Raw genomic sequence first — 21,680 nt, 5'->3', positions numbered from 1 at the left:
CTGGAAGAGCTTCAAGTCGCGCGAAGGCTGAGCGGGTGACATGGCCAATCTGACGAGCTCCCTCACCATCAAGCTGATCGATGAGGTCAGCAAGCCCGCGCGCTCGGTGGCGCAGGCGCTGAAAGATGCAGAGAAGGCTGCCGAGGCCGTCGCCAAGGGCATGGGCAGGACCGCCGGCTCTGATCCGTTCCGGCGCCAGCTCGCGAGCCTGAAGCTGACGGCTAGCGAACTTCGCGACGTCCGTAGAGAGTGGCTGCTCTACGCCCGCGCCTCGAGACAGGCCATGGGCGCGGAGTGGGCTTTGAGGGGCGCGGCGCAGATGCGCGCCTGGGAGCGGCAGACGATCGCCTCCATCCGCGCCGCCAAACGCGAGCAGATGGCCTTCGGCAAATCCATCGGCATGGCGGCTGCGGCGCGCGGCGGCCGTCTCGGAGCCCTGGGCGGCGCGGCGTCTGACTTCGCCTCCTTCGCGCTGCCGGGCGCTGCCGGCATGGCCATGGGTCTGGGCGCCGGCGCAGTCGGCGGCATGGCCGTCGGAGGCGCTACGGCCTACAGCGTGAAAAAGGCGATCGACTTCGACAAGGCGATGGCCGAGGTCCGCAAGAAGGTCAATCTCGACGCGGGGGCGAGCTTCGCCGACGTCGAGACCATGATCAACGCCAGCGCGCGGCGGATCGGCATTGCGCGCGAAGAGGTGGCTGGGCTCGTGGCGCAGGCCGGACAGGCCGGCGTCGAATTCAGAGACCTCGCCGGCTTCATGGATCTGACGACCAAGGGCGCTGTCGCCTTCGACGTTCCGGCGCGCGAGATGGCGCAGAAGCTCGCCGAGATCAGGGCCGCGACCGGCTGGACGAACGTCGAGCTCGGGGACTTCGTCGACAAGGTCAACATGCTCGGCGACACGGGCGCCTCGGCCGAGCGCGACATCGTCGAGATGTTCGGCCGCTCCGCCGCGGCGGCGAAGGCGGCGAATGTCCCGCTCGACACCACGCTCGCGGTGACGACGGCGCTGAACACCATCGGCATGCAGCCAGAAGTGGCGTCGCGCTTCTGGAACGCCTTCTCCTCCAAGCTGCGCACCTTCGATGGGAAGGAGGCGGCGAAGAACCTCAAGGAGCTCGGACTCTCCCTGAAAGAGGTTCAGAACGGCATGAAGTCCGACGTGACCGCGACTCCGACGATTCTCAAGCTGCTGGAGGCGCTCGACAAAAGCGCGGAAAAGGCGCGCATCGGTCAGAGCCTGTTCGGGCGGGAATGGTGGGACGAGGCGGCGCGCTCCGGTCAGGCGTTACCGGAGATCGTCAAGAACCTGCGCAACCTCATGGACACGGCCAAATGGAAAGGCTCGTCCGATCAGGCGCTGAACCTTCAGCTGGAAACGACCGCGAACCACCTCGAACGCATCAAGGCGCTGGCCTCCGAGGTGGGCGACGCCCTCGGGCGCTGGGCCATGCCGGGGATAAACAAGGCGATCGACTCGACCATCCGGACGGTCGAGGAGTGGATGCATCCCAAGGGTCCGTCGACGGCGCCTGGCTCCTTAGCGAATTACGAAGCCCGCCTTGGCTTGCAGGAAAAGCCGAAAGAGCCGGCGCCGGCGTCTTTCCTCGGCCTGTCGGGCGCGCTCCGCGTCGCCACCGCCAGCAAGGCGAAGGGCGGCCCGTCATGGGCGGCAAGTCAGCAGGCAGGCCCCCTGGGCGTCACGGGCGGCGTCAGCGCCAACTATTTGCCGGCCTTCCAGCGCATGCAGGGCGCGCCGTCGTTGGACCTAAGCTCGCTCAATGCGGCGAAGGCGGCGATCGACATCGCCGGCACGGCGCTGCAGTCCCTGAACACGACGGTCACGCCGCGTGTCGACGCGTCCTCGGTTGAGGCCGTGAAAGGGAGCGCCGAGGGCGCGCACATGGCGATCGAGAGTCTCAACATGACGGCGTCGCCCACCGTCAACACCGCTTCGATCGACGCCGCCATCGCCAAGGCGACTGAGCTGCGGTCGCTACTCTCCGGCATCGGGGCGCAGGCGGCGGCCGCGGGGAACGCCGCGGCCAGCGCCGCGGCGCAGGCGTCGAGAGCGGCAGCGGCCATCGGCTCGGCGGCCAGCGCCGCGCGCAGCAACTATGTCGTTCCCTCCATTCCGGGCCGAACCTGATGGCGATCCTTTATCAGCTTGGCGCATTCACCTTCGACGTGTTCCCGGTCAACGTGCATGAAGTCGAGCGGCAGATGGGGCCGACTATGCCGCCAAGGACATTGTCGGCGCGATGCGACCGCGGGAGTTTACGGGCGAGGCGGATGATCGCGTGAAACTCTCCGGGCGCCTGTTTCCGCAGAGGCTCGGCGGCGTCGCCAGCGTCGGCGCGCTACAGGCGCTGGCCCGAACCGGCGAGCCACAATTGCTGATCCGCGGCGATGGCGAGGTGCTCGGCTGGTATCTGATCGAACAGGTCACCGACAAGCATACCTTTCTTGATGTCGCCGGCGTGGGTCGGATGATCGAGCTTGAAACGGAGCTTGTCAAAACGCCTCTGCGCGCGTCGGCCGGCGGCATGATCGCGACCATCGCCAGCCTGTTTGGATAAGACCATGATCGAGACGCTCACCGCCGTGGCCGAACAGACGACCCTCGACCTGCTGCTCTGGCGGCGGTTTCGGCGCGAAGTCCCGGGCCTCGTGGAGGACACCCTGCGGCGTAATCCAGGACTCGCGAAAATTGGCCTGTTTCTGCCGGTCGGCATGACGATCGATGTGCAGACGCCGGCGCCCGAGCCCCGCGGCCGCACGGCGGTCCAGGTCGTCTCTCTTTACGACTGATCCAGATGCGCCGCGCCATCTATTTCATCTCTGTCGACGGCCAGGACTTCACCAGCAATTTTGAACCATACCTCATCCGCCTGCAGATCAGGTTGACCGACGGAGGCGAAAGCGACACGTGTGAAATCACTCTGGATGACAGCGCCGGCCAGCTGAAAATGCCCCGCGACGATGCCGACATTGAGGTTCGACTGCAATGGAGCGACGGCGGCAGCGCTGTGACCTTCAAGGGCAAGACTGATGAACCCGAGAGCCAGGGCTCGCGCGGCGGCGGCATGGTCATGAATATCACCGCCCGCGCCACGGACATGAAGGGCAAGCCGAAAGAGAAAAAGACAAAGCACAAGGACGATGCGACCTTCGAGGAGACGGCGAAGGAGTTCGGCAAGCTCGCGGGACTGAGCGTCAAGGTGTCTGGCGCCCTCGCCCAAAAGACACGCGACTACTGCGCGATGCAGAACGAATCCTTCATGGCTTGGGGCACGCGCATCGCCTCGGAACTCGGCGCGACGTTCAAAATCCGCGGCAATGAAGCGATCTTTGTCGCGCGCAACGCCGATCACTCGGTGAGCGGGCGGCAACTGCCAACCGTGCAAGCGACCTATGGCCAAAACATCATCGACTGGCAGATCCGTCCGACGCAAAATCGCCCGCGCTACAATCGCTCCGTCGTGCGCTGGTACGACAACAAGGAAGCGAAATGGAAGCAGGAAACGGTCCAGGTTAGCGATCAGACGGCGCGTGTCCCGCTGGTGGAGACGCGAAAATTCGCCGATCTGGACCGCGCCAAGGATCGAGCAAACAGCAACGCGAAAGAAGTCGAACGCCGCAATGGCGGCGGGCAAATCACGGTTGATGGCGAGCCGGCAGCTGTAGCGCAGGCTAGGTGTATGGTTTCAGGGGTGCGGGGTGGGATCGACGGCGAGTATCGTATTAAAGAGGCCAACCACGCCTTCTCGCGCGATAGTGGCTGGCTTACGACATGCGATCTGGAGCAGACAGGCGGGATGCGAAACGATGATTGACGAGACAGGGGCTCGGCCCGCACCAAGCGCCCGATGCCCCTTTAAAGTATTGTTCAGGAACTCATTCCCTCTGGCAAGCGACACAACGACCAATGTCTCGGCATTATTCCGCGAGAACATGTCTCGCTGACGCACGCTCGAGATGGGCGCGGCGCGCGGTCCGTTTTTTCCACCAGATGTAGACGCCGGTCACGGAGAGCATTGCGATCAGCAGGCCGAGGAGGCAGACAAAAATCCGGTAGGGCAAGCCGAAAATGTTCGCCGTATGCAACTCGACGAGCCATGTCGTGATCGTCGTTCCGCTGCGATGGCCGGTCGGCAGACTCACATCCTTCGTCTCGCCGGACCGTGAGTCGAAATAGACGGCGGTCGACCCCGCCTTGTCGCCGATATCACGCGACGAGCGCACACGGTATTCATAGAGACCCTGCTGACGGTGATGATAGAGCGCGAGCGGCCGCTCTACGACGAAGCCATGCTGATGCGCCTGCTCGCCCATGCGGCGGGCGCCAGTCGCCAGCGCCTCCTCCCACCCCATCGGCGGTCGCGTCTCGTCCTGCTGGACCGCAGCGCGCGCCCAGATCGGCTGTTCGACATCGGAGACCAGATTCATCGCGCGCGTGTAAAAGGAAGGCAAGGTGAAGTAGACGCTCGACCAGGCGTAGAGGAGCAGAATGAGCCACAGCCAGAGGCCGCCAGCCCGATGCAGATCGAAATTGACGCGATAAAACGAGCTTTTCAGCTTGACGAGCCAGGAAGACTTCCAGCGCGCGAAAAAGCCCTTGCGCGAGCGCGCGGTCGGGGTGGGAAGCGTCAGATAGAAGCCGACAAAACAGTCGATCGTCCAGACGAGCGCGACAACGCCGAGTATCCAGTCGCCGATCCCGCTCATCGCGAGATACATGTGCAGCGCATAGACGAAGGGCATGATGTCGGTCTTGCGTCTCGGCAGTCCATGCCAGGTCGCGCGACCGCGCTCATGTCCATCGATTGGATCGAGGTGGATGAACTCGAAATCGAGCGCGGGCGCGCCGTCCTTCGCCTCCATGCCGATCATCGCGGAGCCGGGATAGCCGAGATAGACGGTCGTCGCGCGCGCCTCCGGAACAAGCGCCTCGGCCCGGCGCGCGAGCGTCGCCGCGTCGAGCGCAACGCCGGGCCGCTCGCCCGAATACATTTCGGGCGTCAGCCAGTGATTGAGTGCGAGCCAAAACGCGAGCAGGCTTCCCGTCAATCCGACGACGATCAGGAAGCCCGCCATGGCGAGGCCCGCCCAGCGGTGGAGCCAGACCCAGAAAGTGCGGGTCATTTTTGCCTCCGCGCTTGCCATCGCGGCCCGCGCCCGTTCGGGAATGAGGGCCGCGACGACAGTGCATTCAGTCGCGCCTGCCAGCGCGCCGCCAAGTGGACCTCACGCGCAGGAGATCAGAACTCCGCGCGCAGCGAGGCGAGGAACGAGCGCGGCGCGCCCGGGACGATGTTGAACCGGTTCGTTGAGCTTTCGTAATAGGTCGTGCCGAACAGGTTCCGTATATTCAACTGGAACGTCATGTTCGGCGCGTTGGCCATCAGCCAAGTCGGCTTGAAATTATAGGACGCCATGCCGTCGACACGCGCATAGGCGGGCATGAAACAGGTATTGATGTCGTCGCAGGGCCGCCGATCGACATAGGAGACGCCGCCGGCGACGCTCAAACCCCGGAAGGCTCCGTCGGCGTCATATTTTACCCAGAGATTGCCCTGATTACGGGGTACCGCCGCAAGACGCTTGCCGACGAGATAATTCGTGTAGAAATCGTTTCCGATATTGAAGACATTCTGAAGTTTTTCAGGATCGTCCTTTGTGAACCGGACGTCGATATGACTGTAATTGGCGATGATGCTCCAATTGTCGTCGATGCGGCCGTTGAGGTCGAACTCGACGCCCCTGCTTTCGGCCTCTCCGACAAGCTGCGTAAATTGCGTTCCCGGCACGACCCTGGCGATATTCTTCTTGAAAATATCGAAATAGGCGAAGGTTGCGACAACCCGCTTGTCGAACAATTCCGCCTTGACGCCGCCCTCATATTGCACGCCGATCTGCGGCGGGAGCGGGCTGTTGCCCTGGGTCTGCACATTGCTTTGGCCATAAGAGCGCGTGTAGTTGCCGTAAATCGATAGCCACGGCAATGGCTGGATCAAAACGCCGGCCATCGGGCTGTTGACGCTGAGCGGCGTAACCACGCGCTGAAATTCGGTCAGCGCGAAAGGTTCGTCATAGGCGAACCGGGCGCCATCCTCGGCCCAGTCATGCCGGCCGCTGAGCAGGACATGAACCCTGTCGTCCCAGAACGAAATCTGGTCCTGCGCATAAAGGCCCTTCCACTGGTCTTTTCTCAGACCAGTGAAGTTGTTCGTGGCGGTCAGAAAAGTCGCGAGATTTGCCGGATTATAGATTGGCGCAAATATGTTGATCGGCGAAATTTCGAAAAAATCGGAGCCGATGGCCGGCGAGTTATGATTGAAGTAATCGAATCCGGCGAGCAGCTTGTGGGTGAATGGACCGGTGACGACCTTGCCCTTCACGTCCACATTGGTGGAGTGCGTGCGGCGGTAAAATGGATTGTTTCCATGAATTCCGGGCATGATCCACAGCGCGCGGAAGAGATCGCCGGTCGTCTCGTCGAAGCCGAAGCCGTAGGGAATTCGCTGGCGGTAGTCCGTGTTCTGATAGCTGAAGCGGTTCGTGATGCTCCAGTCGTCCAGGAACTGGAAGGTCCAGTCATAGGCGAATAGCGCGCGCTCGTTTGCGTTGCGGAATTTGGTGGTGATATTGGGTTCGCCCAGGTAGCGGGTGATCGGAATGGGTGCCGGCGCCCGTCCAATCGCCGGAATGGCGAGATCGCCGAGATCGTCCACCCAATAGCTGGCGTTATATTCTCCGTCGACATTCAGGGTGAAGCGGTCGGTCGGCTTCCAGGTGATCGTCGGCGCGATCATATAGGTTTCCCTGTTGCCGAAATCCCGGAACGTATTCGTTCTGAAATAAGAGAAATTGGCGCGGTAAAGCAGGGTCTTGTCTTCGGTGAGCGGGCCGGTGGCGTCGAGCGTCGAGCGCGCAGTGCCGAAACTGCCGCCCTGCTGCTGGAAGGAGTAATAGGGAACGGGCGACGGACGTTTTGGCACGAGATTGACGATGCCGCCCGGCTCCACGCGGCCGAAGAGCATCGCGGCGGGCCCTTTTAGAATCTCGATCGACTGAAGATTGACCGTCTCAATATTGGTTGAATTTGTTTGCCGCAAACCGTTGCGGAAGAAAGCGTTATCCGTATCGAAGCCGCGAATGAGAAAATTGTCGTAAAATTGATAGCCGAGCGCGACGCCGCTGACGCTCGTCATCACCGCGTCCTTGATGTCGATCGCCTGGCGGTCGTCCATGGTCTCGCGGGTGACGCTCTGCACCGAGTAAGGCGTTTGAAGGATAGGTATGTTTGTCTTCGTCGAATTGACCGGGCCGGGGACGCTGTAACCGGTCAGACGCCCGCCGAGTTGCAGGGCGCGCGGAAGCGCGGGGCTGGCGACTGTCGAAGGTCGCGCGGCGCCGATTTCGATCGTCGGCAGCGATTGCTGCGCATTTGCCGGGTTGAGTTCGACCGCATCAACCGCAAGAACGGCGGCGGCAATTGCGCTGGCGGAAACGCCGCGTGAAAGTGAGATGCGAAACATCTGAATTCTCCTGGGCGGCGGCAGGGCCCGCGCGTTTGAGACGAGTGGATGCGGCCTGTAAGTCCGCGCTCAATCGGTCAGGAGAAGAAAGGCGGCGCCCGCGACGACCAGGAGTTTACCCAGCCAATGGGCTTGGCGGCCGAATTGTCTCGGGGCGGGCGGAGGACAAAGACCTTTGCAACGGGCGCCAAGACGGCAATGGCGACAAGCGCCAGCGTAAGCGGCAAAAGCAGCGCGTCGCGGCCGCCGGCCGCGCAAAAGGCGCCGCACTCGGAGCATTCGCCGCGACCTTGGCTGGGGGCTTCGTCGCCTGCAATCCCGACGCCGGCTGCGTCTACGTCGAGGGTCGCGGCGCTGCAGCCAACATGGTGATCGGCCTTGGAAGGCCCCGCTGCGGAGGCCGCCAGCGCGTAGCCCTGAAGAGCAAGCAGACATGCGACGACGAGCTATGGCCGAATGTGGGTGACGGGCGCTGATCAAGCGGCGTGGCTTTCTCTGGCGTCGCTGCTTGCGACGCCGTCGACGAATCTGACGCCTTCGATGAGCCGAGGCAACTGATTTGCGCCTTTCAATCTGCGCCAGGTTTTTGACGCCGCTCGAATGAGGGTGAAGACCATGATCTTCACCGTCTTCTGGGACAGAGCGCCCTTGGTGCGCACCGTCCGATGCCGGACGGTGGCGAAGACGCTCTCGATTGGATTGGACGTTCGCAGGTGATCCCAGTGTTCGGCGGGGAAGTCGTAGAACGCCAGCAATGCCTCTTCATCCTTGGTCAGGCAGGCGACGGCCGGCGCGTATTTGGTCCCGTATTTTTCGTTGAAGAGGTTTATCGCCGCGCGCGCCGCCGCCTTGGTTTCTGCGTGGCGGATCTCCTGCAGGTCGGCCTTGACCGCCGCCGCCATGGACTTCGGGAACTTGCCGAGAATATTGGAGATCTTGTGGAACCAGCATCGCTGACGCCGCGCGGCTGGATAAATCTCGTCCATTGCTTTCCAGAACCCCAAAGCGCCATCGGCAACCGCAAGTTCGGGGAGATTGTCAGGCCCCGCGCCTTGAGATCGACAAGCAACTCACGCCAGCTTTGCGCGCTTTCCCGGGCGCCCACATGAAAGCCGAGAAGCTCCTTTTTGCCTTCGGGCGTGGCGCCGATGATGACAAGAATGCATTCCGCTTCCGGCTCCATCCGCGCCTGTAGATAGACGCCGTCCGCCCAGATGTGACATAGCGGCGAGCCGAGAGATCCCGACGTTGCCAGCGACCATGCTCCTCCCGCCAAGCCTCGATCAGACGAGCGATCACGCCCGGCGATAGGTTCGGGGCCTCTGGGCCGAGAAGGGCCGTCAGCGCCTCCTGAAGGTCGCCCATCGAGACGCCCCGCAGATAAAGAACCGGCAACAAGGCGTCGAGGCTGCGCGACCGGCGCGCCCATCTGGGCAGAATGTTCGAACTGAAGCGAACTTTCGCCGACGCCGGCGCATCGGCGGCGCGATCCCGGACCTTTTGCCGCTGAACGGTTATCGGCCCGATCCCGGTCTGGATGACCCGTTCTGGCCCGACGCCATGCCGCACAACACGTTGGCGGCCATCAGGCAGCCGCTCGTGGGAAAACATCTCGACGAAACTGTCCGCTTCAGCCTTCAGCGCGGCCGCAAGCATGCGTTGTGCGCCTTCTCGGGCAATCTCCGTCAGGGGATCGGAGATCAGACCCCGCTGCCGGAGATGGATGATCGTGCTATCTTCTTCCATGGCGTATCGCTCCTTTGGAGGAGCTGGCAGGATTCAGCACCCCCCACGATACGCCGCCTTTTCAGGCCCAATCACCCATTTTCAGTCATAGCTCTGCGACGACGCCCGCGACGATCGCGCGGGCGGAACGCCTCCGTGCTGTCTGTCCTGATTCCATTTTTGAATTCTTTCACAGTCGATTCGACATTCAAGCTCCCAGATCAGGGTCGCGAAGAAATTTCTCGACTGTTGCAGTAATTCAACAGTCGTTGCTATCAATCGACATGCGAGCTCCCCCGAGCGTAGCGCTCATTTTGATATTGTTCTTCGCGAATTCGGCCGCCAATTCCCTCTCAAAGGCCGCTTCCGCAAGATTCCGCCAACCCAGCGGCCGCAACAGGGGCGCGGCGCCTGCCGCTGCGAGGGTCAAAGGACGGCGTGAGAGAATGAACGGCTTGGCCTCAAAATCCGCCGTTCAGGCTCACGCTGAAACCGCGCGGCTCGCCATGGAAGAGAGCGCCGTTCGAGGTCCAGTTCGGGCGATTGGTGAGGTTGGTCGCGTTGATTTCGAGCTTGAGATTATCGTTGAAGCTATAGGCGAGCGAGGCGCCGAGCATCTGCTGGGGCGCAAGGGTGAAGCCATAGGTGTTGGGCAACGTCGCCTCGAGGCGACTGGCGTAGTAGTAGCTGGCGCCGAGTTCGAGGCCCTTGAGGTTGGCCGAGTCGAATGTGTAATTGGCGGAGAGGTTGTAGACTCGGCGCGGCGCGCCCAAAAGATCGCTGCCCTGCTGCGAGGGGATGTTGTCGTCCTTCGAGACGAGCGCGTGCAGGAAGGTGGCGACGGCGTTGATTTTCAGGTTCGGCAAGATTTCGCCGCCGAGATTGACCTCGATCCCATGGCTGTGCTGCTGGCCGGTGACGACGGAATAGAAGCCGGATGGATTGGCCGGGTTGGGAATGGCGACATTGTCGCGGGTAATGTCGAAGAGACCGACTTCGAAACTCATCTTGCGGTCGAGAAATTCGCGCCTGAAGCCGATCTCATATTGCGTGTCCTGCTGCGGCGGCGGCGCCTCGCCGCTTTGGATGCGCACGCCGGTGTTTGGGATCAGCGATTTGCCGTAAGCGGCGAAGAGCTGCGTCTCCTCGTTCGGCCGATAGAGAATGCCGGCGCGCGGCGAAAAATAGCCCTTTCTCCCCTTGCTTAAGCTCGATGTCGGCTCGCCGGTCAGCGCGCCGAAGGGATCGAAGACGCGCTCGCGCTGGGCGAGAAGATCGTAACGCCCGCCGATCAGAATGCGCCAGTTCTCGTTCAGATCGATGAGGTCCTGGCCGTAGACCGAACGGCTGATCGCGCGCGCGACGCCATTCGACCAATAGGCGCCGGCGTAATTGACGCCCGGCGAATAGACGGGGAAGAAAATGTTGACCGGCGCCGCCTCATCGCGGGCGATATCGTTGTTATAGCCGTAATAGAAATCCCAATGTTCAAGTCCGAGAAAGACCGTGTGAGAGAGGAGCCCTGTGTCGAAGCGGCCGTTGAGGCGCAATTGCGCGTCGAAACTGCGATTGGCGACGCGCGCGCGGGCCGGATTGCCGAGGACGACCGACTGGAAGCCGTCATAGCCCCAGCCGGTGAACCAGCCCCAGCGGCTCGCGGAGAGAAAATAATCGACGACCGTGGTGATGTTCCAGTCCTTGTTGAAGGCGTGCTCATAGGTGAAGGTGAGATCGTCGAAGATCGGGGTTTCATGCTCATTGGCGGGCAGGCCGGCATAGAACTCGCGCGGGACGTGCAGGAAGATCGGATCGGCGGGAACGCCATCGCGCCAGACGAGCCGGGCGCCGTTGTGCTCGGCGCGCAAGCTGGCTCTGTCGCCGTTATCCGCCGTATAGGCGAGCATGGGGGCTATGTCGAAACTGCGCGAGCCTACGAAATCGACAAAGCTCCCCAGGCTCTGCGCCGAGCCGGTGAAGCGAAACAGCAGGCTCTTGTCGTTATTGAGCGGCGTATTGACGTCGACGGTGAAACGCCGCACGGCGAAACTGGCGAGGGTCGAAACGGCGCGCGCGAAAGTCTCCTGCGTCGGGGCCTTTCGGATGTAATTCGCTGCGCCGCCATAGCCGCCGAGCGCCTTGCCGAATAGCATGGCGCTGGGCCCCTTGAAGAACTCGACGTGGTCGATGGTGGAGAGATCGACGTCCTGGGCGGTGAAGCCGTGCGAGGCGCCGTCGAAAAGCGTCACCCCCGCCGGAAAGCCGCGCATGACGAAGCTTGGCGAATAGGCCGAGTTCGTCGCCGGCGCGTTGACATAGACGCCGCTCTGGTCGCGCCCCAGCGTCTGAGCGCGCGGCGCCGGAGGATCCTCACGCATAGGGCCGACCTGCGGCGCCGTATCTGAGGGCCTGAGCGGAACCCTGAGAGGCGCCTGGCGCTTCGTGCGCGGTACGAGATTGCGCGCGTGGCGCTCCGAGGCTGCCTTCTCCTTTCGTTCGATCTCCCGCCACTCCCCGGCAAAGGCCGTCGCGCCGAACACAACGACGGCGAGCACAGAGATAAGCGGGCAGCCCTTCACGCCGCCCCGGCGCGCCGCGCACGGCAATGCATGGCGACAGCTTGCGCCGCCATATGACGGCGGTCCAGCGCAATCTGCGACAGCGGTGCGACAAAGCTGCGCGAGTCCTGATCACCGACGACAAAACGGCACATCAATCCACCCCCGGCGGCGCCCATGTCGAAAATGTCGACGACCGTAAGCCGTGGCGCACCGCCACCGCAAGCGCCTCTACTACGCAACTCAAGAAAAAGCCCGGAACGCGGATGGGCCGAGACCGGCAGCGCGCGCCGCAGACGCTCAATCTTACTGGCGAGGCTTTCATGATTCGACATTGGGCATTCCTCTCGGACACGCTCATGAGGTCGTTTCTATCGGGGTGGACGCCGCCGACTCACGAAGCCGATGCGACCTGCGCGCGGCCCGCTTCTTCCACCAGATGTAAATGCCGGTGACGGAGAGCATCGTGATGATGAGGCCGAGGAGGCAAATGAAAATTTTGTATGGGAGACCAAATAAATTTGCCATGTGCAGCTCAAATAGCCAGGTCGTGATCGTATTGCCGGCGCGCTGACCAGTCGGCGCGGCGAACCCTTTGAATTCGCCCGTTGTGACGTCAAAGAAAACGGAAGTCCCGCCCGCCTTGTCGCCAATATCGAGGGAAGAGCGAACCCGGTATTCGTAAAGCGCCCTGTCGCGGAGCCGATAAAGCGCTAAAGGACGCTCGACGTTGAACCCAATCGCTTGCGCCTGTTCGCTCATCAGTCTTTGCCCAACCGCGAGCGCATCTTCCCATTCCAGCCAATTGGGCGGCTGAGCCTCCTCGGGGAGCGCTGGAAGCGCCCAAGCCGGCTGTGCATAGTCGACAAACAAATTTGTAATGCGCGAATAAGCTCCGTTTATATTGAATCCAACTCCCGACCAAGCAAAGATGAAGAGCATCGCCCAGAGCCACAAACCTCCGGCCCTGTGAACATCGAAAGTTATTCGATATGGCGAGGCTCGCCTTTTAATTGTCCAGGCCGCTTTCCATCTCGCGAGATAGCTTTTGCGGGTACGGTCCACGGACGACGGCAACGTCAGATAGAAGGCGATGAAGCAATCGAGCGTCCATGCAAGCGCCACGATCCCGACAATCCATTCGCCGATATCCCCGGCGACGAGCTTGTAGTGCAGCGCGTAGATGAACGGCATCACGCCGGCGAGGCTGGTAGGCGCCGCGCCCCATTTGAGTCGGCCGAGTTCCGCTCCGCTTACGGCGTCCAGATAAATCCGGTCGAAGTCGAGCGGCGCGTCGGCGGAGCGCGGCTCTATACTGACAACCGCCGTGCCGCGATAGCCGACATAGACACGCGTCGCGCGCGCTTGCGGCGCGATCGCTTCCGCCCGCCGCACGAGCGCCGCGAGGTCCAGTTCCTTCCCCGCATGCGGCCCCGGGAAAAAGCGCGGCGCGAGCCAGTGGTTCAGTTCGTCGTGGAAGGACAGCAGAGAGCCAGTCAAGGCGATGACGATGAGGAACGCCGATGCGCCAAGACCGATCCAGCGATGGAGCCAAACCCAAAGCCCGCGCCGCATGGCTACCACTCGAACCTAACCGTGCCCATCGCCGTGAAGGGCTTGGCCGGCAGCACGTTATACCGAGGGTCAGTCGCATAATTATACCAAACGTCGGCGGCGTCGAAATAGCGCGCATCCGTCATGTTTTTCAGATTCAACTGCGCGGTCAACTTGTGACCTTCCAGTAGCGTCGTGTAGCTCGCAAAGCCGTCGAGGCGCGCCCAGCCAGGAAGCACGAAGGTGTTTTGAAGATCTCCCCAGACGTGAGTCTGGGCAGTCACACCGCCGCCGATCCGAAATCCAAGCCCATCATCGCCAAAATCGTAGGTCACGAATATCTTGCCCGAATGACGGGGGACATTGTTGAGATGGTTGCCAAGAAGACCACTGCCGAACGGATTGAGCGGATCATGCCAGTTATCCGAAATGACCTTCGCATTGGTGTATGCGTAATTGCCGATGAGGCTGATCCTGTCGGTCAGGCGACCGACAACATCGAATTCGACGCCCCGGCTCCGTTGCAATCCTGCGAGTTTCACAGCGCTTGGGTCGGCCGACGCGAAGTCGCGCATTTTCACGTTCTGCTTAGTGATCTGATAGAATGCGAGCGTCGCGGACAAGCCCGTGAACGCCTCCGCCTTCAACCCAGCCTCCCATTGCTGGGCCTTTTCCGGCGGAAGCGTCTGGCCCGTTGCGGTCAGCCCGTTGTTTGCGCCAAAGGATTGTGAGAAATTTGCGTAGCCGCTGATCTGTGGCGTGAAGTCGACTAGGACGCCAACCCGCGGGCTCCAGCCTGTGTCGATGCGATCGCGCGCGCGCAATCGAGCGTTGACGGCGTCTTGCGGACTCGAATTGACTCCGCGCGCGCGCCCCTCCACGACGTCGGCGACGTCGTATCGCGCGCCGATCAAAAAATGCAGACGATCAAACCACGTTACCTGGTCCTGGACATAAAAGCCTTTCTGACGCGCCAAAACTGAAGAAAGGCTCTTAAAGCCGCGTCCTGCAATGGCGTCCCAATAACCCCATTGGGGCACCGTGCCATATATGGGAGCAAAGATGTTGATCGGGTAATTCTGTGATCCTTCCGCATAAACGTAATCGCGGTAGTTATTGAAGTAGTCGAGCCCCATCAAAAAGACGTGCTTGCCGTAGAGAGCGTCAAATTTTCCCTGAAGGTCGATATTGGTCGAATATGCCTCGCCCTTGAGATTCTGGAACTGAGTGATTCGGTCCAGAACTCCTGTGCCAAGATTGTAATTTACGGCCGTGACGTTGGGCTTCCAGACCCACCCGTTGGTGTAAAGAAATCTATTCGTCACCTTCCAATCTTCAGTGAGGTTCTGGCGGAAATTATAGCCGATCAACGCCGCTTCAGAGCGGTCCCGTGGGTCGTTGGGCTCTTGAAAAGAACGATTGAGAGGGATCGGGGCGGGGTTGGCGAAAATGAAAGGGAATCCGGTGTCGCTCTGGGCCTTGTTGCCGAGATACTGTGCGTCGAACGTGAATTCCGTCCACTCGGTGGGTTTGTAGCTCACGACTGGCGCGAGGAAGACGCGGTCGCCGCCCTGGAAAGGCCGCCAGGATCCCTGATTCTGATAGGCGCCCGTAAAGCGATAGGCGAGGCCCGGAACGCTCGTGATCGGCGCCGTCAAATCCCATTCGGTTCGATAATGATCATAGGAGGCGAATTCCTGCTTTACGACATAGCGCTGCCGACCGAGGGGCTGCTTCGTCACCATATTGATCAGACCGCCGGGCTCCACACGGCCATAGAGGATCGATGACGGCCCTTTCAGCACTTCAATACGTTCGAGATTCGCCGTATCGGACATGGCGGCGTCTGCGTCGCCGGGAATGATCAGGCTGTTGCGATAGCGATTGGTGCTCTGGAAGCCACGGATGTAGTAGACGTAGGCAGATATGTCCGTCGAAAGACTGTGGACGCCCGAAACGTTTTCGACCGCCTGTTGAAGTGTGTTATCCGCCTGATCCGTTATGACCTGACGCGGCACGACGGCGATCGAAAGGGGCGTCTCCCTGATTGGCACGTCCGTTTTCGTCCCGGCGGTCGCGTTCGTCACCACATAGCCTTCCGCAGGCGTTTTGGGATCGTTCGGGTTGGATGGGCCCTGCGCGGAGCTTTGCACAGGGGCCGATGCTCCATTCCCGCGCGCGGGGCCGGCGATGCGGGGGCCGGGTCGGCTTTGTCTTTGGCCGGCGCCTACGTCAATGGTCGGCAGTTGTTGCTGGGCGGAAGCGCCGCTCGAATAGGCGATTACGATCAGAGCGCCGGCAGATACGCCGCGCAGAAGCACATGTCGGAACATAGGTATCTCCGGTCGCCGCCTGTCACGGGACTAGGTCAGCGAAGAAAAGCGTGGAAGAGTGGGGCCCGGGATCAGGTCCCGGCGGTCAATTCCGTTACGCTTTGTTCGGAGGGGATTGCGCCGACCATGCGCTCCGCCAGCCGGCGGCGGAGAGCGGGAGCGGGTCCACAAGGCGCAGGGGCCGTGCGCCACACCAAAGAGCGGCTATTCGATGCGCTTTCCCTCTGGGAGGCGGCGAGGCGTCGATGAATGAAGCGCTCGAAAGACAACAATCCGCTGAAAGGGATTGGCCGCGGCCATCGGAGGTGTCCGGCGCCTCGGAGCGGCAGATATTGCTGAAAACGGCGCCCCAGACGTTCGTCGCCTCCATGTGGGAACCGCCACTCCCGGCGGCCGCAGCGGGAAGGACAAGCGCCTTGAGAAGGAACTGGACGATCAGCAGGGTCAGGAGGATGGGACGCGCAACCCGCTCCCACCCAAATGCCGAGTATTGTGCCTCTGGCCGCCTCATGACCCGTAAACGCCGATCTATTGCCTGTGCCTGAGCCTTTTGGCGCGTCGAATCCCCGCCAGTTCGGCATGATGGGTAGTCGCGAAAAATCACGCGAGAATCACGCCTGACGATCGTGCAGACAAAAGCAATGCTTGTGGCATTTTTGTCACAGTCTGAGCGGCAAGCAAATTGTTGCCGCTTGAAAGCGTCGACGCTCTCGGCGCAGATTAGCGCTTTGCGATCGACTGGGAGCGGCGCCCATGAGAATTTTGCTGGTCGAAGACAATCGGGAACTGGGGTCCCGCATGACGCGGCGCATCAAGAATGCGGGCTTTTTCATCGATCATGTAGAAAGCATGGAGAACGCGTCGCGTGCGCTCGATGACTGTCCCTATGCGCTGGCCTTGCTCGACCGACGTCTGCCGGACGGCGACGGCCTGAGCCTCATCGCCAGCATGAGGTCGAAACAGCCCGGCATTCGCATTCTGATGCTCACCGCTTTGGACGCCGTGGACGACCGCATTGAGGGTTTGGATGCCGGAGCGGATGATTATCTCACAAAGCCCTTCAACCTCGACGAGATGATGGCGCGCATCCGCGCAAGTTTGCGACGCCCGGGTGCGGAGAACGCGCCCCCTGTCAAAGTCGGGAGCCTGTCATTTGAGTTCAGCACAAGGCTGGTGACGATCAATGAGCAGCCCGTCGTCTTGCTCAGGCGCGAATTGAGTCTACTGGAGGCGCTGATCAGACGCATGGGCCGAATAGTTACGAGAGAGGCTTTGATCAACGCGGTTTACGGGATAGACGACGACGTCCAGCCCCAGGCCCTGACGACACTGGTCTACCGCCTGCGCAGCCGACTAAAGGAACTCGGCTCCGGCGTTGATTTACATGTCGTGCGTGGCGTCGGCTACATGATCGCAGCAGAAAAGCGAAACATAAGCAAATGACCGCGGACCCGTCTCTTGCGCGTAGGGTCGTGCTGCATCTTTTCGTCGCGCAAATCGCCGCGTTCGTGATTGGCGCAATGCTGACGATGGGTTTGGAGCTCGCCAAGGTCGCGTATTTTCGTACGTCCCTTGATGAGTTCGCGACCTATCGCGTCAGCAATCTGGTCAAAAAGTCGGTGAATCAGGGGAATGGCGAACTTTTCATCGCTCCAGTTCCCGAATTGCAGTCTGAAATCGAGCGTGCGCCGGGAATGAAATTCGCTGTCTTCGACGAATTGCGGCGTCCACTGAAAGGCTCTTCGCCAGATCTTGCCGCTGCGCTCGCCAAGGCCGGCGTAATTCAGATGACGGCCGCCCATCTGCATTTCAATCTTCCGGGCGACGTCGAAGTCAATCCTCTTGGTTACATGGAGCGCCGATGGACGCCGTACGGTTGGCTGCATGTCGCGGTCTACCGCCAGAAATTCCGTTGGGACGACGTATTCGGCTACCTGCTGGACGCGGCGCAATGGATGGCAGTCTATCTGATCGCCATCGTGTTGCTCTCCGCGGTCGTCGCTTGGTACGCCGTGCGCAAAGGTCTGACGCCGCTCCGCGACGCCGCTACGCAAGTGGAAGCGATCGATTTCGATAATCTCGATCGCAACATCATCGCCCAAGTCGTCCCACTTGAAGTGCGCCCTTTTGTCAACGCGATCAACGACGCCCTCGCGCGCCTGAATGCGAGCGCCGCCAGAATGCGCCGCTACATCGCAAACGCCGCGCACGAACTTCGAACGCCGCTCGCTATCATGCGCGCGCGTCTAGAAGACACGGAGGAGCCGACTTTCAGGCAGGACCTGCTGCGCGATGCGAGCCATTTGCAGGCGATCGTCGAGCAGATGCTCATATCGACGCGACTAACGGAACGTCAAGCTTCGGTCAGCGACGAGGTGGACTTGATCGCGACCCTTCGCCAGATCGTCGCAGATTACACGCCGCTAATTATCGAATGCGATCGAAACATCGAACTTGATGCAGTCTCAGATTCGATCGTTGTTCGTGGGAATCGCAGAGCGATCGAATGCGTCGTCGGAAATCTGATCGACAACGCTCTCCGCGCAGAACCGGCCGGGGGAAAAGTTAAAGTTCAGGTAAGCGAGCCGGCGATCGTCTCGGTGGCCGATCATGGATCAGGCATCGACCCTTCGGATCGGGAATCCATCTTCGAACCGTTCTGGCGAAAGAGTGACGCAACGCCTGGAACAGGGTTGGGGCTGGCAATTTCAAAAGAGCTCATGGACAAACTCGGCGGTCGTATCTGGGTCGAGGACACGCCCGGCGGAGGGGCAACGTTCAAGCTTTCGTTTCGGCAGCCGAATTTGAGTTGAAACCCACCGGAGGGGGCGTGCGCCGACAACGCGGTTGTTCAGACGCTTTCCCGCAAAATCCCGCTCCCGGCTAAGGGATAACGAAATCGCCATGACAGCGCTGTCGCGAAGACATATTGCCCATCTTGATCGACCGTGGCGCGCCAGCCCGCTCCAACCTCGCCATGCCGGAGCTTACGAAGAAAGCCTCGCCGAGTTACGTTTGCACAGCTGCGCCAGCGTACAAAATCAAAGTGTAGCGGCGAGATATCTCAGTCCCTGGCGGGCTCCCGCGCATTCCTGCGAGCGCGCCAAAAATTTGGCCTTTCCGAAGAATCCCGCTCCCCTCCGCTACGCCCCGCCCAGACAGTTTGCTCCCAGACCCGCCCCCTCCGCCAGTCCTTGCTCCGGCTGACGTTCTCTCGGCCCTTGGGCGGTTGAAAAGCCCTAACACTTCCGGGACTTTGAGCCGACAGGCTGCTGACTGCGCGCTGCTCAATCCGGCCGAATTTTTCTCTGTTCTCGCCCTTTTTCTCCGAACCTCATGACTGCGCGGGTCGAGATACGGACTTCCGTAACCGCTGTTATCAGGCCACGTCTTCGAGAGCGACCGGCTGCGCGTAGGCCCAGGGCATGAGCTCGTCGAGTTTGCTCGCGAGATGGCCATTGATGATCTTCACGAGAACGTCGGCCAAATAGGCCTGCGGATCGACGCCATTGAGCTTGCAGGTCTCGATGAGCGAGGCGACGATCGCCCAATTCTCTGCGCCGCCGTCTGAGCCCGCGAAAAGCGCGTTCTTGCGATTGAGGGCAATGGGGCGGATGGCGCGCTCGACGATGTTGGAGTCGATCTCGATGCGCCCGTCGTCGATGAAGCGCGCCAGGCCGTCCCAACGCGAGAGCGCGTAGCGGATCGCCTCGGCGAGCCTGGTCTTCTGGCTGATCAGCGCGAGCTTTTCACGCAGCCATGGCTCGAGGGCGTCGAGGATCGGGCGGGATTTCTCCTGTCGCGCCGCGCGCCGGTCATCCGGGTTCTGCGCGCGGACGTCGCTCTCGATGGCGTAGAGCGCGCCGATGCGTTCGAGCGCCTCGCTGGCGATCGGCGCAGGACCTGCCGCGGCGAGTTCGTAAAAGCGCCGGCGGACATGGGACCAGCAGAAGGCCAGCGCCACGCTGTTCTTGTGCGCCAGCGCGCGATAGCCAGCGTAACCGTCGACCTGCACGACGCCCGTGAAGCCAGCGAGATGCGCGAGCGGCTGCTCGGACTTTCGGTTTTGCGCATAGACATAGACGGCGATCGGCGGATCGGCGCCGCCCCATGGCCGGTCGTCGCGGGCATAGGCCCAAAGTTGGCCGGTTTTCGTGCGGCCCCGCCCGGGGTCGAGCACCGGCGCCGTCGTCTCGTCGGCGAAGATTTTCGTCGACGACCGGATGTGTTCCAGAAGCCGCTCATGAACGGGCCGCAAATGCCAGGCGGCGCGGCCAACCCAGTCGGCGAGCGTCGAACGGTCGAGGGCGATCCCCTGTCGGGCGTAGATCTGCGCCTGGCGATAAAGCGGCAAGTGATCGGCATATTTGGAGACGAGCACATGGGCGATTGCCGCCTCGGTCGGCAGTCCACCCTCGATCAGCCGCGGCGGGGCCGGCGCCTGCACGATTGCGCCCTCGCAGGCGCGGCAGGCGTATTTGGGACGCCGCGTCACCAGCACCCGGAACTGCGCCGGGACGATGTCGAGCCGCTCGGAGACGTCTTCGCCGATCTTGTGCAGCAGTCCCTTGCAGCAGGGGCAGGCGTAGTCCTCGACATCGACGACGGTCTCGATGCGCGGCAGATGCGCCGGCAGCGCGCCTCGGTTCGTGCGGCGCTTTCTGGACGCCTTCTCGCGTTCGGCGGCGGACTTGGCTTCCCCCTCCGCCGCTGCGCCGGCTTCCGTCTGCTCGACCTCTTCGAGCGCCAGCAGCATCTGGTCATCGGGAAGCGTCTCTGCGCGCCGTCCGAAGCGATGACGCTGCATCTCCTTGATGATCTGAACGAGGCGCTCGTTGCGCGCCCGCTCGGCGAGGAGCATCGCCTTCAGTTCATTCGGATCGTCGGGAAGCGTCTCGACCGCCTGCGCCATAGACACAGAAGACCATATTTTCTGCGGTCTTTCGACGCTCTTCGACGCCCTGATTCATTGTGTCGCAGATCATCCCGCCAAGGCCGGCGCCGGCGTCTCCTTCACGCTGTGGACGCGCCGCCAGTCCAGCCCCTCCAGCAGCGCCGAAAATTGCGCCGCCGACAACCGCATCACCCCGTCTTCGATCTTCGGCCAGCGGAACTCGCCATCCTCCAGCCGCTTGGCGAAGAGGCACACGCCCGTGCCGTCCCAGAAGACCAGCTTGATGCGGTCCGTCCGTTTCGCGCGAAAGACGTAGATCGCGCCGTCGAAGGGATCGCACTGCATCGTCTCGCGCACCAGCGCCGCGAGACCCTCTGCGCCCTTGCGGAAGTCGACAGGCTTCGTCGCCACCATCACGCGCACCGCGCCCGTCGGGCCGATCATTTGGCGACTTTCAACGCCCGGATCACCGCAGCGATGGTCTTCGCTTGCGCGCCGCGTCCGACCCGAACCGTAACGCCGTCAATTTCAAGTTCGATCGTCGGCGTCGAACCAATTTCCTGGTCGACGGCGCGGCGTTTGCGCTTCGCCGGCGGCGCGGGCGCAGGCCCTTGCATGATTGCCGGAACAAACAATGGCGGCGCGCCTGCGTCCGCGCGAGCCTCGGTCTCTTTGCGCGCCTGACGACGCCACGTAAAAAGCTGCTGCGCCGTCAGACCGTGCCGCCGCGCCACTTCACAAACGCTCGCGTCCTCCGCAAAGCTCTCAGCGACGATCGCCGCCTTCTGATCGGAGCCCCACGTTCTCCGGCGTCCCGCGCCCGTGAAAACCTCGATCCGCCGCATCGGAGCTGCTTCAGGCTCCGACATATGCTTACGCTCTGAAATCGACATGTGTCGGAGCCCCTTTCGCTCCGATTATCGTCGCCCCAACTCATTCAAAACAGGTGCGAGCAGAACAGCGCTTACGGACTTCCTGCTCATTGAAAATATTAGCTTTTTCTCGACGCTTGGCTCCGCACCATTCGAAACCGTCGCGATGGGCCGGAAGTTCCCTGCGAAATTACGCGCTACGGGGA

General features: G+C 61.7%; 15 protein-coding genes and 2 pseudogenes. 6 read left to right on the top strand and 11 right to left on the bottom strand.

Annotated elements, in window-relative coordinates; all coding sequences use genetic code 11:
• Positions 1-40 precede the first annotated feature (40 nt).
• The 4 genes and pseudogenes from ACV959_RS17615 (at position 41) to ACV959_RS17600 (ending at position 3,836) form a co-directional block, all read left to right on the top strand.
• Positions 41-2,149: a phage tail tape measure protein gene (locus tag ACV959_RS17615; RefSeq protein ID WP_475737835.1), complete on the top strand. Its 2,109-nt coding sequence runs from the start codon at positions 41-43 to the stop codon at positions 2,147-2,149.
• 85 nt (positions 2,150-2,234) lie between these two features.
• A pseudogene (locus tag ACV959_RS17610) lies at positions 2,235-2,579 on the top strand (phage tail protein); the annotation flags it as partial.
• A 4-nt stretch (positions 2,580-2,583) separates the two neighbouring features.
• A complete protein-coding gene (locus ACV959_RS17605) occupies positions 2,584-2,811 on the top strand; it encodes a tail protein X (RefSeq protein WP_475737834.1) in 228 nt (75 codons plus the stop codon).
• Between the two features lie 5 nt (positions 2,812-2,816).
• Positions 2,817-3,836 (top strand): phage late control D family protein, encoded by a 1,020-nt coding sequence (locus ACV959_RS17600; RefSeq protein WP_475737833.1) that lies wholly within the window; start codon positions 2,817-2,819, stop codon positions 3,834-3,836.
• 103 nt (positions 3,837-3,939) lie between these two features.
• On the opposite strand, the gene ACV959_RS17595 is transcribed toward ACV959_RS17600, so the two are convergent.
• From ACV959_RS17595 to ACV959_RS17560, 8 genes and pseudogenes are all read right to left on the bottom strand, one after another.
• Positions 3,940-5,145: a PepSY-associated TM helix domain-containing protein gene (locus ACV959_RS17595; protein ID WP_475737832.1), complete on the bottom strand. Its 1,206-nt coding sequence runs from the start codon at positions 5,143-5,145 to the stop codon at positions 3,940-3,942.
• A 116-nt stretch (positions 5,146-5,261) separates the two neighbouring features.
• A complete protein-coding gene (locus ACV959_RS17590) occupies positions 5,262-7,541 on the bottom strand; it encodes a TonB-dependent siderophore receptor (RefSeq protein ID WP_475737831.1) in 2,280 nt (759 codons plus the stop codon).
• Positions 7,542-8,017: 476 nt separating this feature from the next.
• Positions 8,018-8,527: a transposase gene (locus ACV959_RS17585; RefSeq protein WP_475737830.1), complete on the bottom strand. Its 510-nt coding sequence runs from the start codon at positions 8,525-8,527 to the stop codon at positions 8,018-8,020.
• Positions 8,528-8,640: 113 nt separating this feature from the next.
• A pseudogene (locus tag ACV959_RS17580) lies at positions 8,641-9,197 on the bottom strand (transposase); the annotation flags it as partial.
• Positions 9,198-9,727: 530 nt separating this feature from the next.
• On the bottom strand, positions 9,728-11,641 hold the full coding sequence (locus ACV959_RS17575) for a TonB-dependent receptor (protein WP_475737829.1): 1,914 nt from the start codon (positions 11,639-11,641) through the stop codon (positions 9,728-9,730).
• Positions 11,642-11,838: 197 nt separating this feature from the next.
• A complete protein-coding gene (locus ACV959_RS17570) occupies positions 11,839-12,156 on the bottom strand; it encodes a hypothetical protein (RefSeq protein ID WP_475737828.1) in 318 nt (105 codons plus the stop codon).
• Positions 12,157-12,178: 22 nt separating this feature from the next.
• The gene (locus ACV959_RS17565; protein WP_475737827.1) at positions 12,179-13,396 is read right to left on the bottom strand and encodes a PepSY-associated TM helix domain-containing protein; all 1,218 of its coding nucleotides are present in this window, start codon (positions 13,394-13,396) and stop codon (positions 12,179-12,181) included.
• Positions 13,397-13,398: 2 nt separating this feature from the next.
• Entirely contained in the window at positions 13,399-15,708 is a 2,310-nt protein-coding gene (locus ACV959_RS17560; protein WP_475737826.1) for a TonB-dependent siderophore receptor, read from the bottom strand.
• Positions 15,709-16,461: 753 nt separating this feature from the next.
• Between ACV959_RS17560 and ACV959_RS17555 the strand changes: the two genes are divergently transcribed.
• Both ACV959_RS17555 and ACV959_RS17550 read left to right on the top strand, forming a co-directional pair.
• Positions 16,462-17,151, top strand: coding sequence for a response regulator transcription factor (locus ACV959_RS17555; protein ID WP_475737825.1), 690 nt, complete (start codon positions 16,462-16,464; stop codon positions 17,149-17,151).
• Positions 17,148-18,521 (top strand): sensor histidine kinase, encoded by a 1,374-nt coding sequence (locus tag ACV959_RS17550; RefSeq protein WP_475737824.1) that lies wholly within the window; start codon positions 17,148-17,150, stop codon positions 18,519-18,521. Before ACV959_RS17555 ends, ACV959_RS17550 begins: the two co-directional genes overlap by 4 nt.
• A 566-nt stretch (positions 18,522-19,087) precedes the next feature.
• Here the strand turns inward: ACV959_RS17550 and tnpC are convergent.
• The 3 genes from tnpC to tnpA all read right to left on the bottom strand — a co-directional run bounded on the left by tnpC (position 19,088) and on the right by tnpA (position 21,495).
• A complete protein-coding gene (tnpC, locus tag ACV959_RS17545; protein ID WP_475736307.1) occupies positions 19,088-20,620 on the bottom strand; it encodes an IS66 family transposase in 1,533 nt (510 codons plus the stop codon).
• Positions 20,621-20,689: 69 nt separating this feature from the next.
• Positions 20,690-21,046: an IS66 family insertion sequence element accessory protein TnpB gene (gene tnpB, locus ACV959_RS17540; RefSeq protein WP_475736306.1), complete on the bottom strand. Its 357-nt coding sequence runs from the start codon at positions 21,044-21,046 to the stop codon at positions 20,690-20,692.
• A complete protein-coding gene (gene tnpA, locus ACV959_RS17535) occupies positions 21,043-21,495 on the bottom strand; it encodes an IS66-like element accessory protein TnpA (RefSeq protein WP_475736305.1) in 453 nt (150 codons plus the stop codon). Before tnpA ends, tnpB begins: the two co-directional genes overlap by 4 nt.
• Positions 21,496-21,680: the final 185 nt, after the last annotated feature.

It is taken from the genome of Methylocystis sp. Se48 (assembly GCF_056269425.1).
This window is presented reverse-complemented; position numbering and strand designations above follow the sequence as displayed.